The organism is Streptomyces sp. NBC_00691 (genome assembly GCF_036226665.1).
GTDB lineage: Bacteria > Actinomycetota > Actinomycetes > Streptomycetales > Streptomycetaceae > Streptomyces.
The window spans coordinates 2,498,162-2,516,819 of record NZ_CP109007.1 but is presented as its reverse complement, the minus strand read 5'-3'; the positions used below and the strand labels follow the sequence as shown (position 1 = coordinate 2,516,819).

The window sequence follows — 18,658 nt, the reverse complement described above, 5'->3', positions numbered from 1 at the left end:
ACCGGGCCGGCCGGGTGCCTGCGGATCAGGGTCGACGCACCTCGAAGTGGAAACAGCCGTACTCGACCGCCCGGACGTGGACCAGCGCCACGGCCGGGTCGGCGAAGGCCTCGTCGAAGGCCCGGTCGAAGCCCTCGGACGTCGCCTCGGGGATCTCCAGGAGCCGGCCCCCGACGATGCGGCCCGCCGCGTCGTAACGACGCACGGTCCGCAACGCCTCCGCACGGGCGAAGGGGTACGTCTCCGAGGGCACGGGACCGCCGCACTCCTCGGCGTGGACGAAGACGGGGCCCTGCTCGTCGTACGCACCCGGCTCGACCCCCGACCCGGCCGCCCAGCGCCGCAGCGGCGCGTACGAGACGAGCGCGATCCGCTCGCCCGGGACGGAGAGACGCAGACAGCAGCGCAGCGGATCGCCGCCCTCGCCGGCGGAGTACGGGACGCAGGCGCGGCCCGCGTCGTCGGTGACGCGCAGCTCGGCGAGGGCGGAGGGCGCGATGGCGCGGGCGTCGTAAGCGGTCGTGGCGGAGGTCTGGGTGCTCATACGGCCAGGATCGCGCGACGGGACACCGGGCCGCTGGCGGAATTCGGACGCGGCGATGGGAGCGGGATCCCGGCCGACCCGCGGCGCCGGCGACGTGTCCCACGGCATGACCGGCGCACCGGCTCGGACAACGAGTGGCCGGTGAGCCCGGGTAGGTCCGAGAGGGCTCAGAGCGGCTGGAGCCGGCGGTGCAGCAGACAGAACTCGTTGCCCTCCGGATCGAGCAGGACGTGCCAGTTCTCGGCGCCGGTCTGACCGATGTCCGCGGGCTTCGCTCCGAGTGCGAGCAGCCGCTCCAGCTCGGCGGCCTGGTCGCGGTCGGTGGGGTTGACGTCGATGTGGAGCGGGAGCTTCCCGGAGCGCGGGTCGCTGCTGGGGCTGAGGACGAGGGTCGGCTGCGGGCCGCCGAACCCGGCGTCGGGCGGCCCGATCTCGATGCTTCCGTCACCCTCGCGGCTGAGCTCCACGTAACCGAGGACCTCGCTCCAGAACGCGGCGAGTCGGTCGGGATCGGCGCAGTCGATGACCAGTTCACTGATGCGGCATGCCATGGCCGTCAGTCTAGGCAGGAGAGCCGAGCCAGGCGGCGTACCAGGCCCGGAAGCCGGGGTACGCGGGGACGAGACCGCCCCAGTCCGGGTCCAGCGACCAGATCCCGCCCGCGTACGGCCCCGTCCTCCGCCTCCGGGCGGGGAGTCGCCAACGGCAGCAACCCGTGGGCCGGTCCGGCGGGCCCGTCGCCGACCTCCGCCACGAAGGCACGGTAGTCCGGGGGGAGCCGGATGCCGTGCTCCTCCTCGAACGCGCCGATCTCCGCCTCGGGCAGCGCGGGACGCAGCTCGTACCGGTGTGTGCGGGACCCGAAGCGCGCACGCTCCGGGTCCAGCGCCGCCATCTCCCGTATCCGGGTCCGTACCTCGGTCGCGTCGAGCGGTTCGAACTCGTGCCCGAGGAGGGTGAGCACCCGCTCGGTCGTGCCCCGTTCGCCCATGTGGGTCAGCCTGCCAGAGACGGCGGACCGAATCTGTCCGCTTCGGGTGTCAGGGTGGATCCATGGGACCGCAGCACCGCGAGGAGAGGAGCAGCACGATGAGCCGCCGATTCCAGGTCACGTTCGACGCGCACGACCCGAAGGCGCTGTCGACCTTCTGGCGGGACGCACTGGGGTACGTCCACCCGGGCCCGCCGGGAGTCGAACTGCCGGAGGGAGCGGACCCGCTGGCAGCGTGGGACGAGTTCCTGGCGAAGCTGGGAGTGCCGGAGGAGGAGCGCAACTCACGATCGGCCCTGGAGGACCCGGAGGGGGAGGGGCCGAGGGTGTTCTTCCAGCGGGTGCCGGAGGACAAGGTGGCGAAGAACCGGGTGCACCTCGATGTGAGGGCGGCGCCGGGGCTGGTGGGGGAGGAGCGGATGGCGGCGCTGGAGGAGGAGTGCGAACGCCTGGTGGCACGGGGAGGGAAGCGGCTGCGCCGCTTCGAACCGGCGCCGCCGATGAGCGACGGGTGGATCGTGATGGCGGACCCGGAGGGGAACGAGTTCTGCCTGGACTGAGGGTGGGGTGGTGGTGCGGGTGTTGGGTTCTGGGGGTGGGCTGGGTGTGTGAGTGGCGGGTGGGACCGCCCTCTTTCCGAGAGTTGCTCCTTCCGGCGGTGCGTCAAGGGCGCTCCCTGCGGTCGCGTCGCTGCGCGATGGCCTTCGGCCACCCTTGACCCACCACCTCCAGGAGCGAAGACACTCTCGGAGGGCGGTCCGGGGGCGGGGTCCGCGCCGGGCTTCGGGCAGTGGCCGGGGTGGCGTGGGCGCCTTGCGGGCCGGTGGGGTGGGGCTGGGTTCGTGGCCGGGGCGAGTGGGCTTCCGGCCCGCTGGTCACTCCCGGTGGGTCGGGGCGCGAGTAACTCGACATTACTCCGAGTAACCCATCCGGGAGAGACGGGCGAAGGGGGTGAATCGCCCTTATCGGGCGATGGAAGTGCAGGAAACTCTCGCCCACCGCTCCCCCGACCCACGGACAGCGACCAGCGGGGCCTGAATCCCCACCCGACGACGACGGGCAGCCGCTAAGCGCCGCCGGGCCGCCCCATTCAACTACCGCGCACCCCGAAACAAGGGAAAGCGGCCCACCCCACCCCGGCCGCGAACCCAGCCCCACCCCACCGGCCCGCAAGGCGCCCACGGCGCGTGGCCACTGCCCGGGCCCCCGCGCGGCCCCGCCCCCGGCCGCCCTCCGAGTGTGAAAAGGCGGCCTGCGCCGCCGGGTCAAGGGTGGGCGCAGCCCATCGCGCAGCGACGCGACGAAGGAGCGCCCTTGACGCGGTGGTGCAGGACGCCACACTCGGAAAGAGGGCGGCCGCACCCGAGACCCACGAACCCGGCCCACCCCCAGCGCCTCGCCCCCGCCTCACCCTCACCCGCACAAAGCCGTGTCCACCACTCCCAGTACCCCCTTCACCGCCGGCTCCTCCGTCGGGATGCTCGTCACCGCCACGTTCGCCGCCCTGCCCGCGTCCGTGATCCCGCCCCTGGTCTCGTAGCCCGCGATGTCGCCCCCGTGGCCCCAGTAGGCCCCTCCGCACGTCAGCGGCCTCTTCATCAGCCCCAACCCGTAGTGGAACTCCGTCCCTTCGATCGGGACCGTCGTCCGCATCTGGTCCCGCTGCGCCTTGCCCAGCAGCCGATCCCCGCCCAGCAGCGCCCCGAAGAAGCGGTTCAGGTCCGAGTTCGTCGAGATCATCTGCCCCGCCGCCCAGCCCGCCGACGGGTCGAGCTCCGTGACGTCGCGCAGCGGCTCACCCTCCTTCATCCGGTGATAGCCCTGAGGGTGCGCCTCCCTGATGCCCCTGTCCCCCTGCGCGGGGAAGTACGTGTGCCGCAGCCCGATCCTCTTGACGATCCGCCGGTCGATCTCCTCTGCCAGCGGGCGCCCCGTCACCTTCTGGACGATCAGGCCCGCCAGTACGTAGTTCGTGTTGCTGTAGCTCCACTTCTTCCCCGGCTCGAACTCCGCCTCGTGCTCGAGCGCCACGTCGACGAGATCACGCGGCTCGTAATACCGGTGCAGTATCTCCTCGTCGCTGATGTACGCCCCGTAATCCGGGATCCCGCTCGTGTGCTGCAGCAGCTGACGGACCGTGATCCTTCCTCCGTCGAGGCCCTTCCCCCGCACCACCCCCGGCAGATACGTGTCGACCCACTCCTCCAGGCCGACCTTCCCCTCGCCGACCAGCTGCAGCACGACCACCGCCGTGAACGTCTTCGTGTTGCTCCCGATCCGCACCTGGCCGTCCCTCGGCACCTTCGCGCCCGTCGCCAGGTCTCCGACCCCCGCCGTGTACGTGCGGGCGTGGCCCCGGCCGTCCTCGACGCTCGCCAGCGCCGCCGGCTGCCCTTCGCGCACCAGCGCGTTCAGTCCCCGCTGTACGGCGTCCGGCCGTGTCGCCGCGGCCGCAGGCGGCGGCAGCGCGCCCGCCGTCATGACCGCGACGGCCATCGCCGCCGCGGCCGCCGTACCTCCGCGACGGAGGCCCGTCCACGGCCGGGCGAGGCCGCGCCTCGACGTCCGCTTCTCCGTACTCGTCCTCATCGCTCGCGTGTTCATCCGCTGTCCTTCCGTCGACCGGGCAGGACACGATCATGTTGTCCGGGGCCTCCTGGGCACATCGCGGAATCGCGGGAGAAAACGCTCCCCCGATCGGGGGAGGCCGGCCACGGGCCGCCCGTCCATACTGGCCGGTGATGATCAAGGCACTCCGGCCGCTGCTGCGCCGTTCCACGTACGCGGGCGCGCTGTTCGCCTATGCGGCGGCCCTCGCGAGTCTTCCCCTGCTGTCCTTCGCGCTGCTTCCGGCGCTGGCGTGGCGATCCGCCCCCGAGGGCGCCCTGTTCGTCGTGGTCCCGGCCGTCTGGGCCGTCCTGATCGCCCTGGTCGGTCTGGCCCGCACCACCCGCCGGGTGCTGATCACGGGCGCGCGTCGGCTGCTGCACGTGGTGCTGCCCGAGCCCTCCGCCGTACGCCCGTCCACGTCGTCGCCCGGGGCGGGATCCGGCGGTGCCGTCCCGGCCGTGCCCTCCGCACTCCCCGGCTCCGACCGCTGGCGGACCCCCCTCTGGCTGCTGCTGCACGTCACCCTCGGCTGGACGGGTGCGCTCGCGAGCGGGCTGCTGCTCTTCCTCGCCCTGGCCCTGCCGGGCGGTTGGCTCCGCGCCGAGCTGGCGCTGAGCCTGTTCGGCCGGTCCGCACGGGTGACGGGCGGCTGGCAGAGCTGGGCCGTGGCGTTCGTCTGTCTGCTGCTCGCCGCGGTCGTCTGCGTCCTCGTGACGCGGGCCCTGCGGTGGTCGGCGCCCCGGCTCCTCGGGCCGTCGACGGCCGAGCGGCTCGCCCTCGCGGCCGAGCGGGAGCTGAGGCTGGCCGAACGCAACCGGCTGGCCCACGAGTTGCACGACTCCATCGGGCACACGCTGACGACGACCACGATCCAGGCCGCGGTGGCGGGCGAGCTGATGGCCACCGAACCGGCGGCGGCGAGGGCCGCCCTCCGCAGCATCGAGGAGTCCGCCCGGGCCGCGCTGGAGGACCTGGACCACGTCCTCGGCGTCCTGCGCGAGCGGGACGCCGACGCGGCCGGGGCCGCCCCGGTCCGTACGCTGGCCGACCTGCCCGAGCTGCTCGAACGGGTGCGGCACACCGGCGCGGTGGTGGAGTGGGAGCGGTCGGGGGATCCGGCGCGGGTGCGGGGGACGCTCTCCCGGGCCGCGTACCGGATCGTCCAGGAGGGGCTGACCAATGCCGTCCGGCACGGCGCCGGCGGTCCGATCACGGTGCGGGTGGCGGCCGGACCGGACGCGCTGGAGCTCGAGGTGGTCAACGAGACCGGGAACGGCGCGCGTTCGGGGCGCCCGCGGGCCTTCCCGGCCTCCGGGCACGGGCTGCCGGGCCTCGCGGAGCGCGTACGGCTCCTGCACGGCGAGATCGACGCCGGGCCGGACGGGCCGAGGCGCTGGCGGCTGGCGGTCACCCTGCCCGTACGGTTGTCGCCATGACCGGCCCCGACACCGCCGAGACCGTCACGACGCTGCTGATCGCCGACGACGACGAGGTGACCCGCACCGGACTGCGTACCCTGCTCGCCGCACAGCCGGGGATCGAGGTGGTCGGGGAGGCCGCCGACGGCGTCGAGGCGGTCGAGCGGGCGCGGCTGCTGCGGCCGGACGTGGTCCTGATGGACGTACGGATGCCCCGCCGCGACGGGATCGAGGCGACCCGCCGGCTCCTCGCCGATCCGGACGAGCGGGCGGGGTCCGCGCGGCCGGGGGACGGGCCCCCCTCCCCGGTGCGGCCGAAGGTCGTCGTGATCACCACCTTCGAGAACGACGACCACGTCACCGCCGCGCTGAGCGCCGGTGCCAGCGGATTCGTGCTCAAGCGGCTTCCGGTCCGGCAGATCGCGGAGGCCGTACGGGTGGTCGCGGCGGGCGAGGCGATCCTCTTCCCCGCGGCCCTGCGCCGGATGGTCGCCGTGCGTCCGCTGGACTCCACGGAGGCGCTGCCGAAGGCGGCCCTGACGGGCCGTGAGGAGGAGGTGCTGCGGCTGATGGCCACCGGTCTGTCCAACCCGGAGATCGCGGAGTCCCTCACCGTGAGCCCGGAGACGGTCAAGACGCACGTCGGGAACGTCCTGACCAAGCTCGGTGCGCAGAACCGGACCCACGCGGTGGTCATCGCGTACGAGTCCGGCCTGGTGGTGCCGGGCTTCACCGGCTGACCGGCTGACCGGCAGGCCGGGCCCTCTCCGGGACCTCCGGGCGGAGCCCGGCCTGCCGCGTGGGTGGTCGCCTCAGGCGATGACCTCGATCCTCCACTGCGGGTCCCGGTCGTCCGTGCGGACGAAGATGCGCTTCGGGAGCAGGGTGCGGTCCTCGAACAGGTCGCGGCCGAGGACCAGACCGTTCTGGTCGATCACGTACGTGCCGTCCCGGAGGTCGGCGAGCGAGGTGATCGTGGTGAGCGTGACGGTGTCGCCGTCGCCGTCGACGTGCTGGAAGCGCCAGACGGAGGCGGGGGAGTCGTCGGGGCCCGCGACGACGGGCGCGCGCTCGGTGCCCTCCGAGGCGATGGTCTCCTCCGTCCCCTTGGCGGTGAGCCGGAAGCCCCCGTCGGCCCGGGTGATCAGCCACTCCCCGGCGCGGGTCGGGTCGGCGAGGAAGCCGACCACGGCTCCGTCCTGGACCCCGACCGGGGCCCCCTTCGCGTACAGCTTGACGACCTTGCCGGCGTTCGGCATCGCTCCTCCTGGGTTGCGTGGGTGCGTGCGGTGGTCATGCCGGACAGTGCCCGTACGGCCCTGCACGATGCCAGCGAACACGCAGGTCATAGGCTGTGTGGCGCTGAGAAGTCGTCAGGGAGGGGCAGGTTCCGCGCGCCGTGGAGCAGACTGGTCCTGACGCCGCGCTCGTCCGCGCCGGTGTCGGTCATCCGGGGCAGCCTGGCGGGTCCCTTCGGCGTGCGACACGCGCCCGGGGCCCTGCGCGGTGTACGGCTAGGGCATGACCATTCCCGTGGAGCGGCTCACCGAGCCGGCCGTGCGCGCGTTCGTCGCGGCCCTCAACGCCAATGACCAGACGGCTTTCCGGGAGGCTCTGGCCTCCGGTGCGACCATGTCCGACGACGGGTCCGAGCGGGACCTCGGGGAGTGGACCGAGCGGGAGATCTTCTCCTCGCGCGGGCACATGGAGATCGAGTCGGAGAAGGGCGGCGGGCTCGATCTCGTCGCGCGGTTCCGGAACGACACCTGGGGCGAGATGAAGACCCGGTGGCGCTTCACCGTGGAGGGCGGCAAGGTCGCCCGGTTCGAGACCGGACAGGCCTGACACCGCCCGCCGCCCCGGCGTCCGGCCGTGCGTCGGGCGGGGTCAGCCCCGTCCGACGTACGGCATCGCCGTCGCCATGACCGTCGCGAACTGCACGTTCGCCTCCAGCGGCAGGGCCGCCATGTGCACGACCGTCGCCGCCACGTCCGCCGCGTCCATCACCGGTTCCGCCGCCAGTTCGCCGTTGGCCTGGAGGATGCCGGTCTGCATGCGGGCCGTCATCTCCGTCGCCGCGTTGCCGATGTCGAGCTGACCGCAGGCGATCCGGTACGGGCGTCCGTCGAGCGACAGGGACTTCGTCAGGCCCGTCATCGCGTGCTTCGTCGCCGTGTAGGCGATCGAGTGCGGGCGCGGTACGTGGGCCGAGATCGAGCCGTTGTTGATGATCCGGCCGCCCTGCGGGGACTGCTCCTTCATGGTCCGGAAGGCCGCCTGGGCGCACAGGAACGCGCCCGTCAGGTTGACGTCGACGACCGCGCGCCAGGTGTCCGGGTCCAGGTCCTCGACGGGGACGCCGCCGCCCGCGAACGTACCGGCGTTGTTGAAGAGCAGGTCGACGCGGCCGTAGCGGTCGCGTACCGCCGTGAAGAGGGCCGCCACCTCGTCCGCCGAGGTGACGTCCGTGGGGACGACCAGGAAGTCCCCGGCCGGTGAGGCCGCCGCCGTCTCCTCCAGGGCGCCGGCCCGGCGCCCCGCCAGGGCCACCGACCAGCCTGCCGCCGCCAGGGCGAGGGCCACACTCCGGCCGATGCCCGATCCCGCTCCCGTCACCACTGCGATGCTCATGGGCGCGCAGCGTACGCGAGACGCGTGCCCCATGAACTCATCGTCCCGACACGTGGATGTTCTGTACCCGACAACGTGAGGTCGTCCCGCCCCCCTCGAATGGCGGACGGACAGCATCCGTCTGGGGAGGGGCACATGAACCGCGTACACGACGTTCACGAGCATTCCGAGGAACTCCGCGCCGCCGCACGCCACTTGGGACGCCGCCGGTTTCTCACCGTCACCGGGGCCGCCGCCGCGCTCGCCTTCGCCACCCAGCTGCCGGCCGCCGGTTCCGCGGCCGCGGCGGAGTTCGACGGGCGCCGTATGGCGGAGGACCCGTTCACCCTCGGCGTGGCGTCCGGCGACCCGCTGCCCGGCTCGGTCCTGCTCTGGACCCGGCTCGCGCCCCGCCCCTTCGAGCCCGGCGGCGGACTGCCCGCCGAGCGGGTGTCCGTCCACTGGGAACTCGCCCGGGACGAGCGCTTCACCCGGACCGTCCGCCGCGGCCGGGCCACCGCGCACCCGGAGTTCTCGCACACGGTGCACGTCGAGGTCGAGCACCTCGACGCCGACCGGGAGTTCTTCTACCGCTTCCGCGTCGGCGCCTGGACCAGCCCCGTCGGCCGTACGAGGACAGCGCCCGCACCCTGGGCCCGCAACGCCGGTCTGAAGCTGGCCGCCGTCTCCTGCCAGGCGTACCACGACGGGTACTTCACGGCCTACCGCCACCTCGCGCAGGAGGACGTCGACGTCGTCTTCCACCTCGGCGACTACCTCTACGAGTACGCCGTCAACGCCACCGGCGGCGCCCGCGCCTACACGGACCGGACCCTTCCGGCCGTCTTCAACCGCGAGACGCTCACCCTGGACGACTACCGGCTCCGGTACGGGCTCTACAAGTCGGACCCCGACCTGCGAGCCGCCCACGCCGCCCACCCCTTCGTCGTCACCTGGGACGACCACGAGACCGAGAACAACTACGCGGGCGGCACACCCGAGAACGACGTCCCGCCGGAGGAGTTCCTGCTCCGCCGCGCCGCCGCCTACCGCGCCTACTGGGAGCACCAGCCGCTCCGCACGCCCCAGCGGCCCCAGGGGGCCGACATGCGGCTCTACCGCCGGCTGCGCTTCGGCCGGCTCGCCCAGTTCGACATCCTCGACACCCGCCAGTACCGCTCCGACCAGGCGTACGGCGACGGCTGGCAGGTCCCGGGACCGGAGTCCGAGAACCCGGCGCGGACGATGACCGGCGCCACGCAGGAGCGGTGGCTGCTCGACGGCTGGCGCTGCTCCCGCTCCCGCTGGAACGTCCTGCCGCAGCAGGTCGTCCTCGCCGAGCGCCGCGACCGTGCCACCGCCGACTTCAAGCTCTCCATGGACTCCTGGGACGGCTACCCGGCGTCCCGGCAGCGGATCCTCGCGGGGGCGGCGACCGCCGGGGTGGAGAACCTGATGGTGCTCACCGGGGACGTCCACGTCGGCTACGGACTCGACATCAAGGCCGACTTCCGCGATCCGGCCTCGCGGACCGTCGGCACCGAGATCGTCGCCACCTCGATCAGCAGCGGCAAGGACGGCGCCGACCGTCCGTCGAACTACGACAAGCTCATGCAGGCCAACCCGCACCTGCGGTTCTTCAACGGGCGGCGCGGCTATGTGACGGTCGCGCTCGGTGAGGAGTCCGCCCGGGCCGACTTCCGTACGGTGCCGTACGTGACGACCCCGGGCGCTCCCGTCGCCACGGCCGGCTCCTTCGTCACGGAGGCGGGCGACCCGGGCCTCAAGCCCGCGTGAACCCCGGCCTCGGTACGGCGTGACCCGGGCCTCAGGCCCGGGCGACCGCCGCTTCCTGGGGGTAGCGGACGCCGATGCGGTCCCGTACCGCGTCGAGTGTCCGCATCACCGCGAGCGAGCCGCCGAGGGGGACGAGCGGGGACTCCGTCTCGCCCGCCCGCAGGCAGCGCATGACCTCGGCGGCCTCGTGCCGGAGGGGGTGGGGGTCGTCCGACGACGTGAACTCCTCCGGCTCGTGGCCGTTGCGGTGCAGGGTGAAGCGTTCCGGGAAGAAGAACCCGCGCGGGAGGTCGATCCGGCCCAGCGAGCCCGTCACCGAGGCGGTCAGCGGGGTGTCCGCGTCGAGCGAGCAGGACAGGAGTGCCGAGGCCCCGGAGTCCGACCAGCCGAGCAGCATGCCGGTGTTCAGGTCGACGCCCTCCGGGGAGAGCAGCGCGTGCGCCTGGACCGTGTCCGGCTCACCGAGGAGCAGCTGCGCGAACGACACCGGGTACACGCCGAGGTCGAGCAGCGCCCCGCCGCCCACCGCGGGGTCCCGCAGCCGGTGGTCCGCCGGGAACGGACCCGCGAGCCCGAAGTCCGCCTGTACGGTCCGGATCTCGCCGATCGCCCCGCCGCGGACCAGTTCCGTGAGGCGCCGGATCAGCGGATTGCAGTACATCCACATGGCCTCCATCAGGAAGAGGCCACGGTCCCGGGACAGGGTGACGAGTTCCTCTGCCTCGCGGGCGTTGAGCGTGAGAGCCTTTTCGCAGAGCACCGCCTTGCCCGCCTCCAGGGCGCGACCGGCCGCCTCCCGGTGCGCGTGGTGCGGGGTCGCCACGTACACCACGTCGACGTCCGCGTCGGCGAACAGCCCGGCCCACTCGCCGTACGCGCGCGGGATGCCGAACCGGTCCGCGAAGGCCTTCGCGGACGCCTCCGTGCGGGACGCCACCGCGACGACCTCCGCGCCGTCGAGCGTGAGCAGGTCCGTGGTGAACCGCTCCGCTATGCCGCCCGTCGCCAGGATTCCCCAGCGCACCGTCTCACCCATGTCCCCACCCATCCCCATCTGTCCCACTGGTCCCGCAGAGGTCTCGACCATGCCGGTCGAGCTGAGAGCATAGGCAAGAATTCAACGAAATGGAGCGGTCGATGCCGGAGAGCGGCCAGAAAACAACACAAGGGCACATAACCGAAAGAGCCCCCGCGTCGACAGGCAACGCGACCGCCCGGCGCACCGGGCTGCTCGTCACCCTCGTCCTCGGCGGGCTCACCGCGCTGCCCCCGCTCTCCATGGACATGTACCTCCCGGCCCTGCCCGAGGTCACCGGCGCGCTCCACGCCCCCGCCGCCACCGTCCAGCTCACCCTCACCGCCTGCCTCGCCGGCATGGCCCTCGGCCAGCTCGTCGTCGGCCCCATGAGCGACAAGTGGGGCCGCCGCCGCCCGCTGCTCATCGGCATGATCGTGTACGTCCTCGCCACCGCCGTCTGCGCCCTCGCCCCCACCGCCGAGCTGCTCATCGGCTTCCGGCTGCTCCAGGGCCTCGCCGGCGCCGCCGGCATCGTCATCGCCCGCGCGGTCGTCCGCGACCTGTACGACGGCGTGGAGATGGCCCGGTTCTTCTCCACCCTGATGCTGATCTCCGGCGTCGCCCCGATCATCGCGCCGCTCATCGGCGGCCAGATCCTGCGGATCACCGACTGGCGGGGCGTCTTCTACGTCCTCACCGTCATCGGCATCCTCCTCACCCTCGTCGTCTGGCGCTTCCTCGCCGAGACGCTGCCGCCCGAGCGTCGGCACGAGGGCGGGGTCGGCCAGGCCCTGCGCACCATGAAGGGGCTGCTCACCGACCGCGTCTTCACCGGGTACATGCTGACCGGCGGCCTCGCCTTCGCCGCCCTCTTCGCGTACATCTCCGCCTCGCCGTTCGTCGTCCAGGAGATCTACGGGGCCTCGCCGCAGACCTTCAGCCTGCTCTTCGGCCTCAACTCGATCGGCCTCGTCGCCGTCGGCCAGATCAACGGCAAGCTGCTCATCGGCCGCGTCAGCCTCGACAAGGCGCTCGGGTGGGGCCTCGGGACCATCCTCGTCTCCTCCCTCGCGCTGCTCCTCATGACCAGCGGCGTCTTCGGGAAGGTCGGGCTCGTACCGGTCGCGGCCGGACTCTTCGTCCTGATGTCCGCGATGGGCCTCGCCATGCCCAACACCAACGCCCAGGCCCTGATGCGCACCCCGCACGCCGCCGGCTCCGCGTCCGCGCTGCTCGGCACCACGTCGTTCCTCGTCGGCGCCGTCGCCTCCCCGCTCGTCGGCATCGCCGGTGAGCACACCGCCGTCCCGATGGCGGTCGTCCAGCTGACCTGCGCCGTCCTGGCCCTGGCCTGCTTCCTGGGCCTGTGCCGCCCGTGGCAGAAGGCCAAGGCCGCCCCCGGGGTCTAGCTCCGCCGGTGCGCCGCCGGTCGTTCCGCGCCCGGCGGTGTCACGATCTCCCGGACGGACGGGAGGGCCGGGGATGTGCCACTACTGCGGGTGCCGCGAGATCCCGCTGATCAAGGAGTTCATCGCCGAGCACGAGTCGGTCACCGACCTCGCCGGGGACGCCGTGCGCGCGCTCGACGGCGGCGACCGGGACCGCGCGCGGACCCTGGCCGCGCGGATGGCCGTCGAACTCCGGGCCCACTGGGCGGGGGAGGAGCGGGGGCTGTTCGCGGTCATGCGGGAGAACGAGGAGTACACGGCCTACGTCGACGCCCTCGCCCTGGAGCACCGGGAGCTCGCCGCCTTCCTGGACGGACTCGACCTCGACTCGGCCGAGGAGCGCGCGGCCTTCGTCCGCGCCGTCGACGAGCTCCACGCGCACATCGCCAAGGAGGAGGACGGCCTCTTCCCGGCCTCCCTGACCGAACTCACGGGTGAGCAGTGGGACCGGTCCATCGACGCCTGGCGGACGGTCCACTCCCGGGACCCGCTGCCGGGCTGACCCGAAGGCGCCCGGCCTACCGCGAGGTGCCGCCCTCCGGGCTTCCCGTGCCGCGCCCCGCGGTGCCGTACGGGAGGCGCGTGGCCCGCCGAGGCCACCGGTCCTGCCGCCTAGACTGTCTCGGTGAACGCCTCCGCTCCCTCCGCCGACTCCCTGCGCGCCGCCCTCGCCGGCCTCCTCGACGGGCTTCCGCCCAAGCAGGCCGCCCAGGCCGTCGACCGGCTGATCGCCAGCTACCGGGGGACCACCCCGACGGACGCCCCCGTGCTGCGCGACCGCTCCGATGTCGCCGCGTACGCCGCGTACCGGATGCCGGCGACCTTCGAGGCGGTACGGAGCGCCCTCGGCGCCCTGCGCGCGGCGGTGCCCGACTGGGAGCCGCGTACCCACACCGACGTCGGCGGCGGTACGGGCGCGGCCGCCTGGGCCGTCGCCGAGGCCTGGGAGGAGCAGCCGCCCCGCACCACCGTCCTGGACTGGGCCGAGCCGGCCCTCGCCCTCGGGCGTGAGCTCGCCGCGGGCGCCCTGGACGCCGAGTGGCGCACGGCCAGGATCGGCGGCGCGCTGCGGCTCGCCGACACGGACCTCGTCACCGTCTCGTACGTGCTCAAGGAGCTGACCGGGGCCGACCGGGCCGCACTCGTGGCCGAGGCGGCGCGTGCCGCGCGGATGGTCGTGATCGTCGAGCCCGGCACCCCCGACGGCTACGAGCGGATCATCGCGGCCCGCACCCTGCTGATCGAGGCCGGTTTCACGGTCGCCGCGCCCTGCCCGCACAGCGGGGCCTGTCCGATCGAGCCGGGCACGGACTGGTGCCACTTCTCGGCCCGGGTCAGCCGTTCCTCGCTGCACCGGAAGGTGAAGGGCGGCTCGCTGCCGTACGAGGACGAGAAGTTCAGCTACGTGGCGGCGACCCGGATCCCCCCGGTGCCGGCGGCCTCCCGCATCACCCGCAGGCCGCAGATCCGCAAGGGTCTGGTCCAGCTCGACCTGTGCGGCCCGGACGGCCTGGCCCGCGAGACGGTCACCAAGCGCCACGGCCCGCTCTACAAGAAGGCCCGCGACGCGGAGTGGGGCGACTCCTGGCCGCCGGAGGACGCGGACGGCGCGGGCCGCTCCTGACCCCGCGGACGCCCGCCGCGAGCGCCGGAGGAGGCACGCCTCCCGCCGCGAGCGCCCGAGCAGGTGCCCCTCCCGGCCGTGTGTCCGCGGACCGGGAGGGGCGTTTCTCGCGGAGCCGTCCGGCCGGCTAGGACCGCAGCTCCTGGGTGCAGCACTTCACGCTGCCACCGCCCTTGAGGAGTTCGCCGAGGTCCATGCCGACCGGCTCGAACCCCCGCTGCCGCAGCGGCTCGAAGAGACCCACCGCCGCCTGCGGGAGGAGGACGTTCCGGCCGTCGCTGACCGCGTTCAGACCGAGGGCCGCCGCGTCCTCGGCCGTCGCGATCAGGGCGTCGGGGAAGAGCCGGGCGAGCACCGCGCGACTGCCAGGAGAGAAGGCGTCCGGGTAGTACATGACCTCGTCGCCCGCGTCGTCCAGCACGGACAGGGCCGTGTCCAGGTGGTAGTACCGCGGGTCCACCAGTTCGAGGCCGATCACCGGGCGGCCGAAGAACTCCTGCGCCTCGTCGTGCGAGAGCGGGCTGGAGCGGAAGCCGCGGCCGGCGAGGATCCAGGAGGCGGTGACGGCGAAGTCCCCCTCGCCCTCGTTGATGTGCTCGGGGTCCCGTACGTCCTCGGCCGCCCAGCCGTTTCCCCGGAACCAGGCCAGGTGCGCCGCGGCCTCGGCCGTGCGCTCCGCGTGGGCGAACCTCGCTCCGAGGACCCGGCCGTCGACGACGGTGGCGCCGTTCGCCGCGAAGACCATGTCCGGCAGCGCCGGGTCGGGGACGAGCAGCTCGACCGTGTGGCCGAGGGCGAGGTAGCGGTCGCGCAGGTCCTCCCACTGGGTGAGGGCCAGCGGCAGGTCGACCGGTTTCGTGGGGTCCATCCAGGGGTTGATGGAGTACGTCACCGTGAAGTGCGTGGGTGGGCACATCAGGTAACGGCGGGGCGAGGACGCGCGCGGAGTGGTGCGCAATGAGGGCTCCTCACGGACGGGTGGTCAGAGGCACCGGCGGGGTGGGGATCCGCCGGATCGGTGACCCCATGGTCCGCCTTCCGGGCCCGCCGCGCTGTGGACCGTTCGGGTGGTTCGGCCCTGGCCACGACTGGCGAGACGTAGCGTCTCGTACGCTGCTAGATTGGGCCCATGTCCGACACCAAGGCCCCCGACGCCTCCCGCCGCAGCGAGCGCTCCCGCCGCGCCATCTTCGACGCCGCCCTCGCCCTCGTCTCCGAGACCGGCTACGCGAGGACCACCATCGAGGGCATCGCCGCCCGCGCCGGGGTCGGCAAGCAGACCATCTACCGCTGGTGGCCCTCCAAGGCGGCCGTCCTCCTCGACGCCTTCCTGGACCTGGCGGCCCGCGCCAACGAGGCCCTGGGCGGGGACGCCACGAGTGAGATCCCCGACACCGGCGACCTCGCCGCCGACCTCAGGTACGTCCTGCGCGCCACCGTCGACGAGATGAACGACCCCGCCTTCGACGCCCCCACCCGCGCTCTGGCCGCCGAGGGCATCGTCGACCCCGAGCTCGGCGCCCGCTTCACCGAGGCGCTCCTCGAACCGCAGCTCCAGTACTACGCCCGCCGCATCGAGGCGGCCCAGACGGCCGGGGACGTGGACCCCGGCGTCGACCCCCGGATCGCCCTCGAACTCCTCGTCGGACCGCTCCACCACCGCTGGCTCCACCGCACGCTGCCGCTCACCCACGCGTACGCCGACAGCCTCGTCGACCTCGCCCTCCGGGGCCTCGCGCCGAGGTCCTGAAACGGTCGTCGCACACCGGTTCCACACCCCGGTTCCGCACTCCGGTCACCCAGGGCGCAGGATGGTGGGACCATGGGCAGAGCCGAACGGGCGAGCACGAGGTGTGAGGGGATAGATGGGCGACGGGATCGGCCGCTACCGCGGCCCGGAGAGCAAACTCGCACAGTGGCTGCGCAGGCGCCCGAAACGCACCGCGGCCGACGACGAGAACGACCGCGAGAAGCTGCTCCTGGCCGTCGCCGCCGCCGGGCTGCCCCTCGCCCCCGCCGCGTACCCCGTCGGCTACAGCTGTTCCTGTGAGCGGATCGGCTGTCCCACCCCGGCCCGGCACCCGGTCTCCTTCGCCTGGCAGACGCAGTCGACCACCGACCGCGCCCAGATCGAGCGCTGGGCCCGCAACGAGCCCGAGGCGAACTTCATCACCGCCACCGGCATGGTCCACGACGTCCTCGACGTGCCCCTCGCAGCCGGCCGCGCCGCCCTGGAGCGCCTCCTCGCCGAGGGCGTCGAGGTCGGACCGGTCGCCGAGTCCGCCGAGGTCGACACGGTCGGCGGGCGGATGCTCTTCTTCACCGCCACCCGCGGCACCCCCGAGGACGAGGACGAGTGGTGGCCGTGTGAGCTCGACTGCCACCCCGAGACCATGGACGAGCACCCGGGGCTCCGCTGGCACTGCCGCGGCAGCTACGTCCTCGTACCGCCCGCCCGGCTCCCCGGGGACGAGAGCGCCCATCCGGTCGTCGCCTGGCTCCGCGGCCCCGAGCATCCGCTGCCCGACCCGCTGAACCTCCTGGAGACCCTCCAGGACGTCTGCGCCCGCCACGCGGCCGCGCGTGAGGCGGAGAGCGACGGCGAGCACACGGCCCACGAGATCGCCTGGCCGCTGACCCGCTGACCCGCCGACTCCGACCCGCCGACCGGGGCGCTACGAGCCCTGCGCGCCCACCACACCCTGGAGCCGGGCCTTGATCGTGATCCCGTCGCGGTCGGTGCCCGCCGGCTTCACCAGGACCGCCTGGTTGGACACCCACTCCTTGGTGACCGTGTTCTTGACCTCGCCGGTCAGCAGCGCCTTGATGTCGGGGTCGACCTTGGGCCGGTAGCCCGGCGCCGCCGTCTGCCGCTCGAAGAACCGCGTCGCGAAGAAGACGAACGCGCCGCCGTCCTTCGTCCGCAGCCCGAGCGGCGCGAAGTCGCCCTGGTCCGCGACCCGGTCCAGGTACTGGGTGGCGAGCCCCGGGCGCTTGGCGCCCTTCTGCCGCTGCTCCCGCAGATCCGTCGTGTGCGGCCCCGCCGCGTACGGTCCCGGCTGCCCGTCCTGCAGGTACGCGACGTACTCCTTGCCGAGGTCCGCCGGGGCGACCGCGAGCGTGTCGGTGTCCGCGGCGACCGGCACCGCGTACCCGTCCTCCTCGGCGAACTCGGGCATGTCGGACCGGCCGAGGATCACCAGGTGGGCGACCTCCCACAGCTGCTGGGGCCCGTTGCGTACGAAGACGAGGAGCCAGCGCTGGTCGCCGGCGTTCTTGTCGGGGTCGGTGTCCGCGAGGAACCAGCGCGGCCAGCCCGCCTTCCTGGGCAGCACGAAGCGCGCGTCCGACAGTTCGAGGGGGCGGTGGTTCGGGTTGCCGCCGGGGGACGTCACCGCCCGCGCGCGCAGACCTGCCTGGTTGATCTCGCCGAGCGGACCGGTGACCCGGCCCGCGTCCAGCGCCGGGTCGTGGGCCTTGTCTGCCCTGTTGTAGGCGGCGGTGAAGTCCGCGAGGGCCTGCGCGGCCTCGGCCTCGGTGGCCGGCGGCATCAGGGCGAGCTCACCGTGCACGGTGACGCAGCCGCTCGCCGTCAGGGCGAGGACGGTCGCGGCCGCCGTCGCCGCGAGGAGACGTACGCGGCGCGCGGGGCGCCCGGCTCTCGTGGGTCGCGTGGACCGTCCTGCCGACAGCCGCTCAAGCGGTGGTCTCGGCGCTCGCCTCAGCGTCAGCCTTCTCATCGGTCGCCTTCTGCTTCTTCACCCGCACGGACGGACCCGACCCTATCGGGGCCAGGAACAGCGCGAGCGTCGGGACCAGATACAGCGCCCACACCGTGACCTGAAGGACCGTCGGGTTCGGCTGGAAGTTGAACACGCCCTTGAGGAGCGTGCCGTACCAGCTGTCCGGCGGGATCGTCGCCGAGACGTCGAAGGCCTTGTCGGCGAGGCCGTCGAGGAAGCGGGCCTCCTGGAGGTCGTGCACGCCGTACGCGAGGACGCCCGCCGCGACCACGACCAGCATTCCGCCGGTCCAGGTGAAGAACGTGGCCAGGTTGATCCTCAGCGCGCCCCGGTAGAACAGCCAGCCGAGGAGCACCGCCGTGGCCAGTCCGAGGAGGACACCGACCAGCGGGGCGGACGTGCCGTCCGAGGAGGCCCGGACCGAGGCCCACACGAACAGCGCCGTCTCCAGGCCCTCGCGGCCCACGGCCAGGAAGGCGGTGGCGACCAGCGCGCCCGTGCCCATCCGCAGGGCCGCGTCCAGCTTGCCGTGCAGCTCGGCCTTGAGGTGCCGGGCGGTGCGCCGCATCCAGAAGACCATCCAGGTCACCAGGACGACCGCGACGATCGAGAGCGAGCCGCCGAGCAGTTCCTGCGCCTCGAAGGTCAGCTCCTGGGAGCCGAACTCGAGCCCGGCGCCGAAGGCCAGGGCCACACCGACGGCCACGCCGATGCCGATCCAGATCGGCTTCAGCGCGTCCCGCCGGCCGGTCTTCACCAGATAGGCGATGAGGATGCAGACGACGAGGCTGGCTTCGAGGCCCTCGCGCAGGCCGATCAGATAGTTACCGAACACGCGGGTTCCCTCCCGGGGTT

General features: G+C 73.2%; 20 protein-coding genes. 10 read left to right on the top strand and 10 right to left on the bottom strand.

Features of this window, described 5'->3' with window-relative positions; translation table 11 throughout:
• Window positions 1–25: 25 nt before the first annotated feature.
• The 3 genes from OG392_RS11315 to OG392_RS11305 form a co-directional block, all read right to left on the bottom strand.
• On the bottom strand, window positions 26–544 hold the full coding sequence (locus tag OG392_RS11315; RefSeq protein WP_329278181.1) for a DUF1203 domain-containing protein: 519 nt from the start codon (window positions 542–544) through the stop codon (window positions 26–28).
• A 167-nt stretch (window positions 545–711) separates the two neighbouring features.
• Window positions 712–1,095, bottom strand: a complete 384-nt coding sequence (locus OG392_RS11310) for a VOC family protein (RefSeq protein WP_329278179.1) — start codon at window positions 1,093–1,095, stop codon at window positions 712–714.
• 5 nt (window positions 1,096–1,100) lie between these two features.
• Complete coding sequence (locus OG392_RS11305; protein ID WP_329278177.1) at window positions 1,101–1,535, bottom strand: SMI1/KNR4 family protein; 435 nt, start codon at window positions 1,533–1,535, stop codon at window positions 1,101–1,103.
• Between the two features lie 98 nt (window positions 1,536–1,633).
• Between OG392_RS11305 and OG392_RS11300 the strand changes: the two genes are divergently transcribed.
• The gene (locus OG392_RS11300) at window positions 1,634–2,095 is read left to right on the top strand and encodes a VOC family protein (protein WP_329278176.1); all 462 of its coding nucleotides are present in this window, start codon (window positions 1,634–1,636) and stop codon (window positions 2,093–2,095) included.
• A gap of 853 nt (window positions 2,096–2,948) precedes the next feature.
• Here the strand turns inward: OG392_RS11300 and OG392_RS11295 are convergent.
• Window positions 2,949–4,016, bottom strand: coding sequence for a serine hydrolase domain-containing protein (locus OG392_RS11295; RefSeq protein WP_443055066.1), 1,068 nt, complete (start codon window positions 4,014–4,016; stop codon window positions 2,949–2,951).
• 260 nt (window positions 4,017–4,276) lie between these two features.
• Here OG392_RS11295 and OG392_RS11290 point away from each other — a divergent pair, with 260 nt between their 5' ends.
• Both OG392_RS11290 and OG392_RS11285 read left to right on the top strand, forming a co-directional pair.
• Window positions 4,277–5,581, top strand: a complete 1,305-nt coding sequence (locus OG392_RS11290; RefSeq protein ID WP_329278174.1) for a sensor histidine kinase — start codon at window positions 4,277–4,279, stop codon at window positions 5,579–5,581.
• A complete protein-coding gene (locus OG392_RS11285) occupies window positions 5,578–6,303 on the top strand; it encodes a response regulator transcription factor (protein WP_329278172.1) in 726 nt (241 codons plus the stop codon). Before OG392_RS11290 ends, OG392_RS11285 begins: the two co-directional genes overlap by 4 nt.
• Window positions 6,304–6,375: 72 nt before the next feature.
• Here the strand turns inward: OG392_RS11285 and OG392_RS11280 are convergent, their stop codons facing one another.
• On the bottom strand, window positions 6,376–6,822 hold the full coding sequence (locus OG392_RS11280) for a hypothetical protein (RefSeq protein ID WP_329278170.1): 447 nt from the start codon (window positions 6,820–6,822) through the stop codon (window positions 6,376–6,378).
• A gap of 262 nt (window positions 6,823–7,084) precedes the next feature.
• On the opposite strand from OG392_RS11280, the gene OG392_RS11275 reads away from it, so the two are divergent.
• On the top strand, window positions 7,085–7,408 hold the full coding sequence (locus OG392_RS11275; protein ID WP_329278168.1) for a nuclear transport factor 2 family protein: 324 nt from the start codon (window positions 7,085–7,087) through the stop codon (window positions 7,406–7,408).
• Between the two features lie 42 nt (window positions 7,409–7,450).
• On the opposite strand, the gene OG392_RS11270 is transcribed toward OG392_RS11275, so the two are convergent.
• Window positions 7,451–8,227 carry an SDR family oxidoreductase gene (locus OG392_RS11270; protein WP_329278166.1) on the bottom strand — a complete coding sequence of 259 codons (777 nt, stop codon included), beginning with the start codon at window positions 8,225–8,227 and terminating at the stop codon, window positions 7,451–7,453.
• A gap of 102 nt (window positions 8,228–8,329) precedes the next feature.
• Here OG392_RS11270 and OG392_RS11265 point away from each other — a divergent pair, with 102 nt between their 5' ends.
• Window positions 8,330–9,970, top strand: coding sequence for an alkaline phosphatase D family protein (locus OG392_RS11265; protein WP_329278164.1), 1,641 nt, complete (start codon window positions 8,330–8,332; stop codon window positions 9,968–9,970).
• A 31-nt stretch (window positions 9,971–10,001) separates the two neighbouring features.
• On the opposite strand, the gene OG392_RS11260 is transcribed toward OG392_RS11265, so the two are convergent.
• Window positions 10,002–11,006 carry a Gfo/Idh/MocA family protein gene (locus tag OG392_RS11260; RefSeq protein ID WP_329278162.1) on the bottom strand — a complete coding sequence of 335 codons (1,005 nt, stop codon included), beginning with the start codon at window positions 11,004–11,006 and terminating at the stop codon, window positions 10,002–10,004.
• Between the two features lie 101 nt (window positions 11,007–11,107).
• On the opposite strand from OG392_RS11260, the gene OG392_RS11255 reads away from it, so the two are divergent.
• From OG392_RS11255 to OG392_RS11245, 3 genes are all read left to right on the top strand, one after another.
• Window positions 11,108–12,397 carry a Bcr/CflA family multidrug efflux MFS transporter gene (locus OG392_RS11255; RefSeq protein WP_329278160.1) on the top strand — a complete coding sequence of 430 codons (1,290 nt, stop codon included), beginning with the start codon at window positions 11,108–11,110 and terminating at the stop codon, window positions 12,395–12,397.
• Between the two features lie 73 nt (window positions 12,398–12,470).
• A complete protein-coding gene (locus OG392_RS11250; RefSeq protein ID WP_329278158.1) occupies window positions 12,471–12,938 on the top strand; it encodes a hemerythrin domain-containing protein in 468 nt (155 codons plus the stop codon).
• Between the two features lie 123 nt (window positions 12,939–13,061).
• Window positions 13,062–14,060, top strand: a complete 999-nt coding sequence (locus OG392_RS11245) for a small ribosomal subunit Rsm22 family protein (protein WP_329278156.1) — start codon at window positions 13,062–13,064, stop codon at window positions 14,058–14,060.
• 127 nt (window positions 14,061–14,187) lie between these two features.
• Here OG392_RS11245 and ddaH read toward each other — a convergent pair whose 3' ends face one another.
• Window positions 14,188–15,018 carry a dimethylargininase gene (gene ddaH / locus OG392_RS11240; protein ID WP_443054749.1) on the bottom strand — a complete coding sequence of 277 codons (831 nt, stop codon included), beginning with the start codon at window positions 15,016–15,018 and terminating at the stop codon, window positions 14,188–14,190.
• 171 nt (window positions 15,019–15,189) lie between these two features.
• Between ddaH and OG392_RS11235 the strand changes: the two genes are divergently transcribed.
• Both OG392_RS11235 and OG392_RS11230 read left to right on the top strand, forming a co-directional pair.
• Window positions 15,190–15,810 carry a TetR/AcrR family transcriptional regulator gene (locus tag OG392_RS11235; RefSeq protein ID WP_329278154.1) on the top strand — a complete coding sequence of 207 codons (621 nt, stop codon included), beginning with the start codon at window positions 15,190–15,192 and terminating at the stop codon, window positions 15,808–15,810.
• Between the two features lie 115 nt (window positions 15,811–15,925).
• Window positions 15,926–16,705, top strand: coding sequence for a bifunctional DNA primase/polymerase (locus OG392_RS11230; RefSeq protein WP_329278152.1), 780 nt, complete (start codon window positions 15,926–15,928; stop codon window positions 16,703–16,705).
• Between the two features lie 30 nt (window positions 16,706–16,735).
• On the opposite strand, the gene OG392_RS11225 is transcribed toward OG392_RS11230, so the two are convergent.
• Together OG392_RS11225 and efeU are read right to left on the bottom strand one after the other, a co-directional pair.
• Window positions 16,736–17,800 carry a hypothetical protein gene (locus OG392_RS11225; protein ID WP_329278150.1) on the bottom strand — a complete coding sequence of 355 codons (1,065 nt, stop codon included), beginning with the start codon at window positions 17,798–17,800 and terminating at the stop codon, window positions 16,736–16,738.
• Window positions 17,757–18,638, bottom strand: a complete 882-nt coding sequence (gene efeU, locus OG392_RS11220; protein WP_329278147.1) for an iron uptake transporter permease EfeU — start codon at window positions 18,636–18,638, stop codon at window positions 17,757–17,759. Before efeU ends, OG392_RS11225 begins: the two co-directional genes overlap by 44 nt.
• Window positions 18,639–18,658 lie beyond the last annotated feature (20 nt).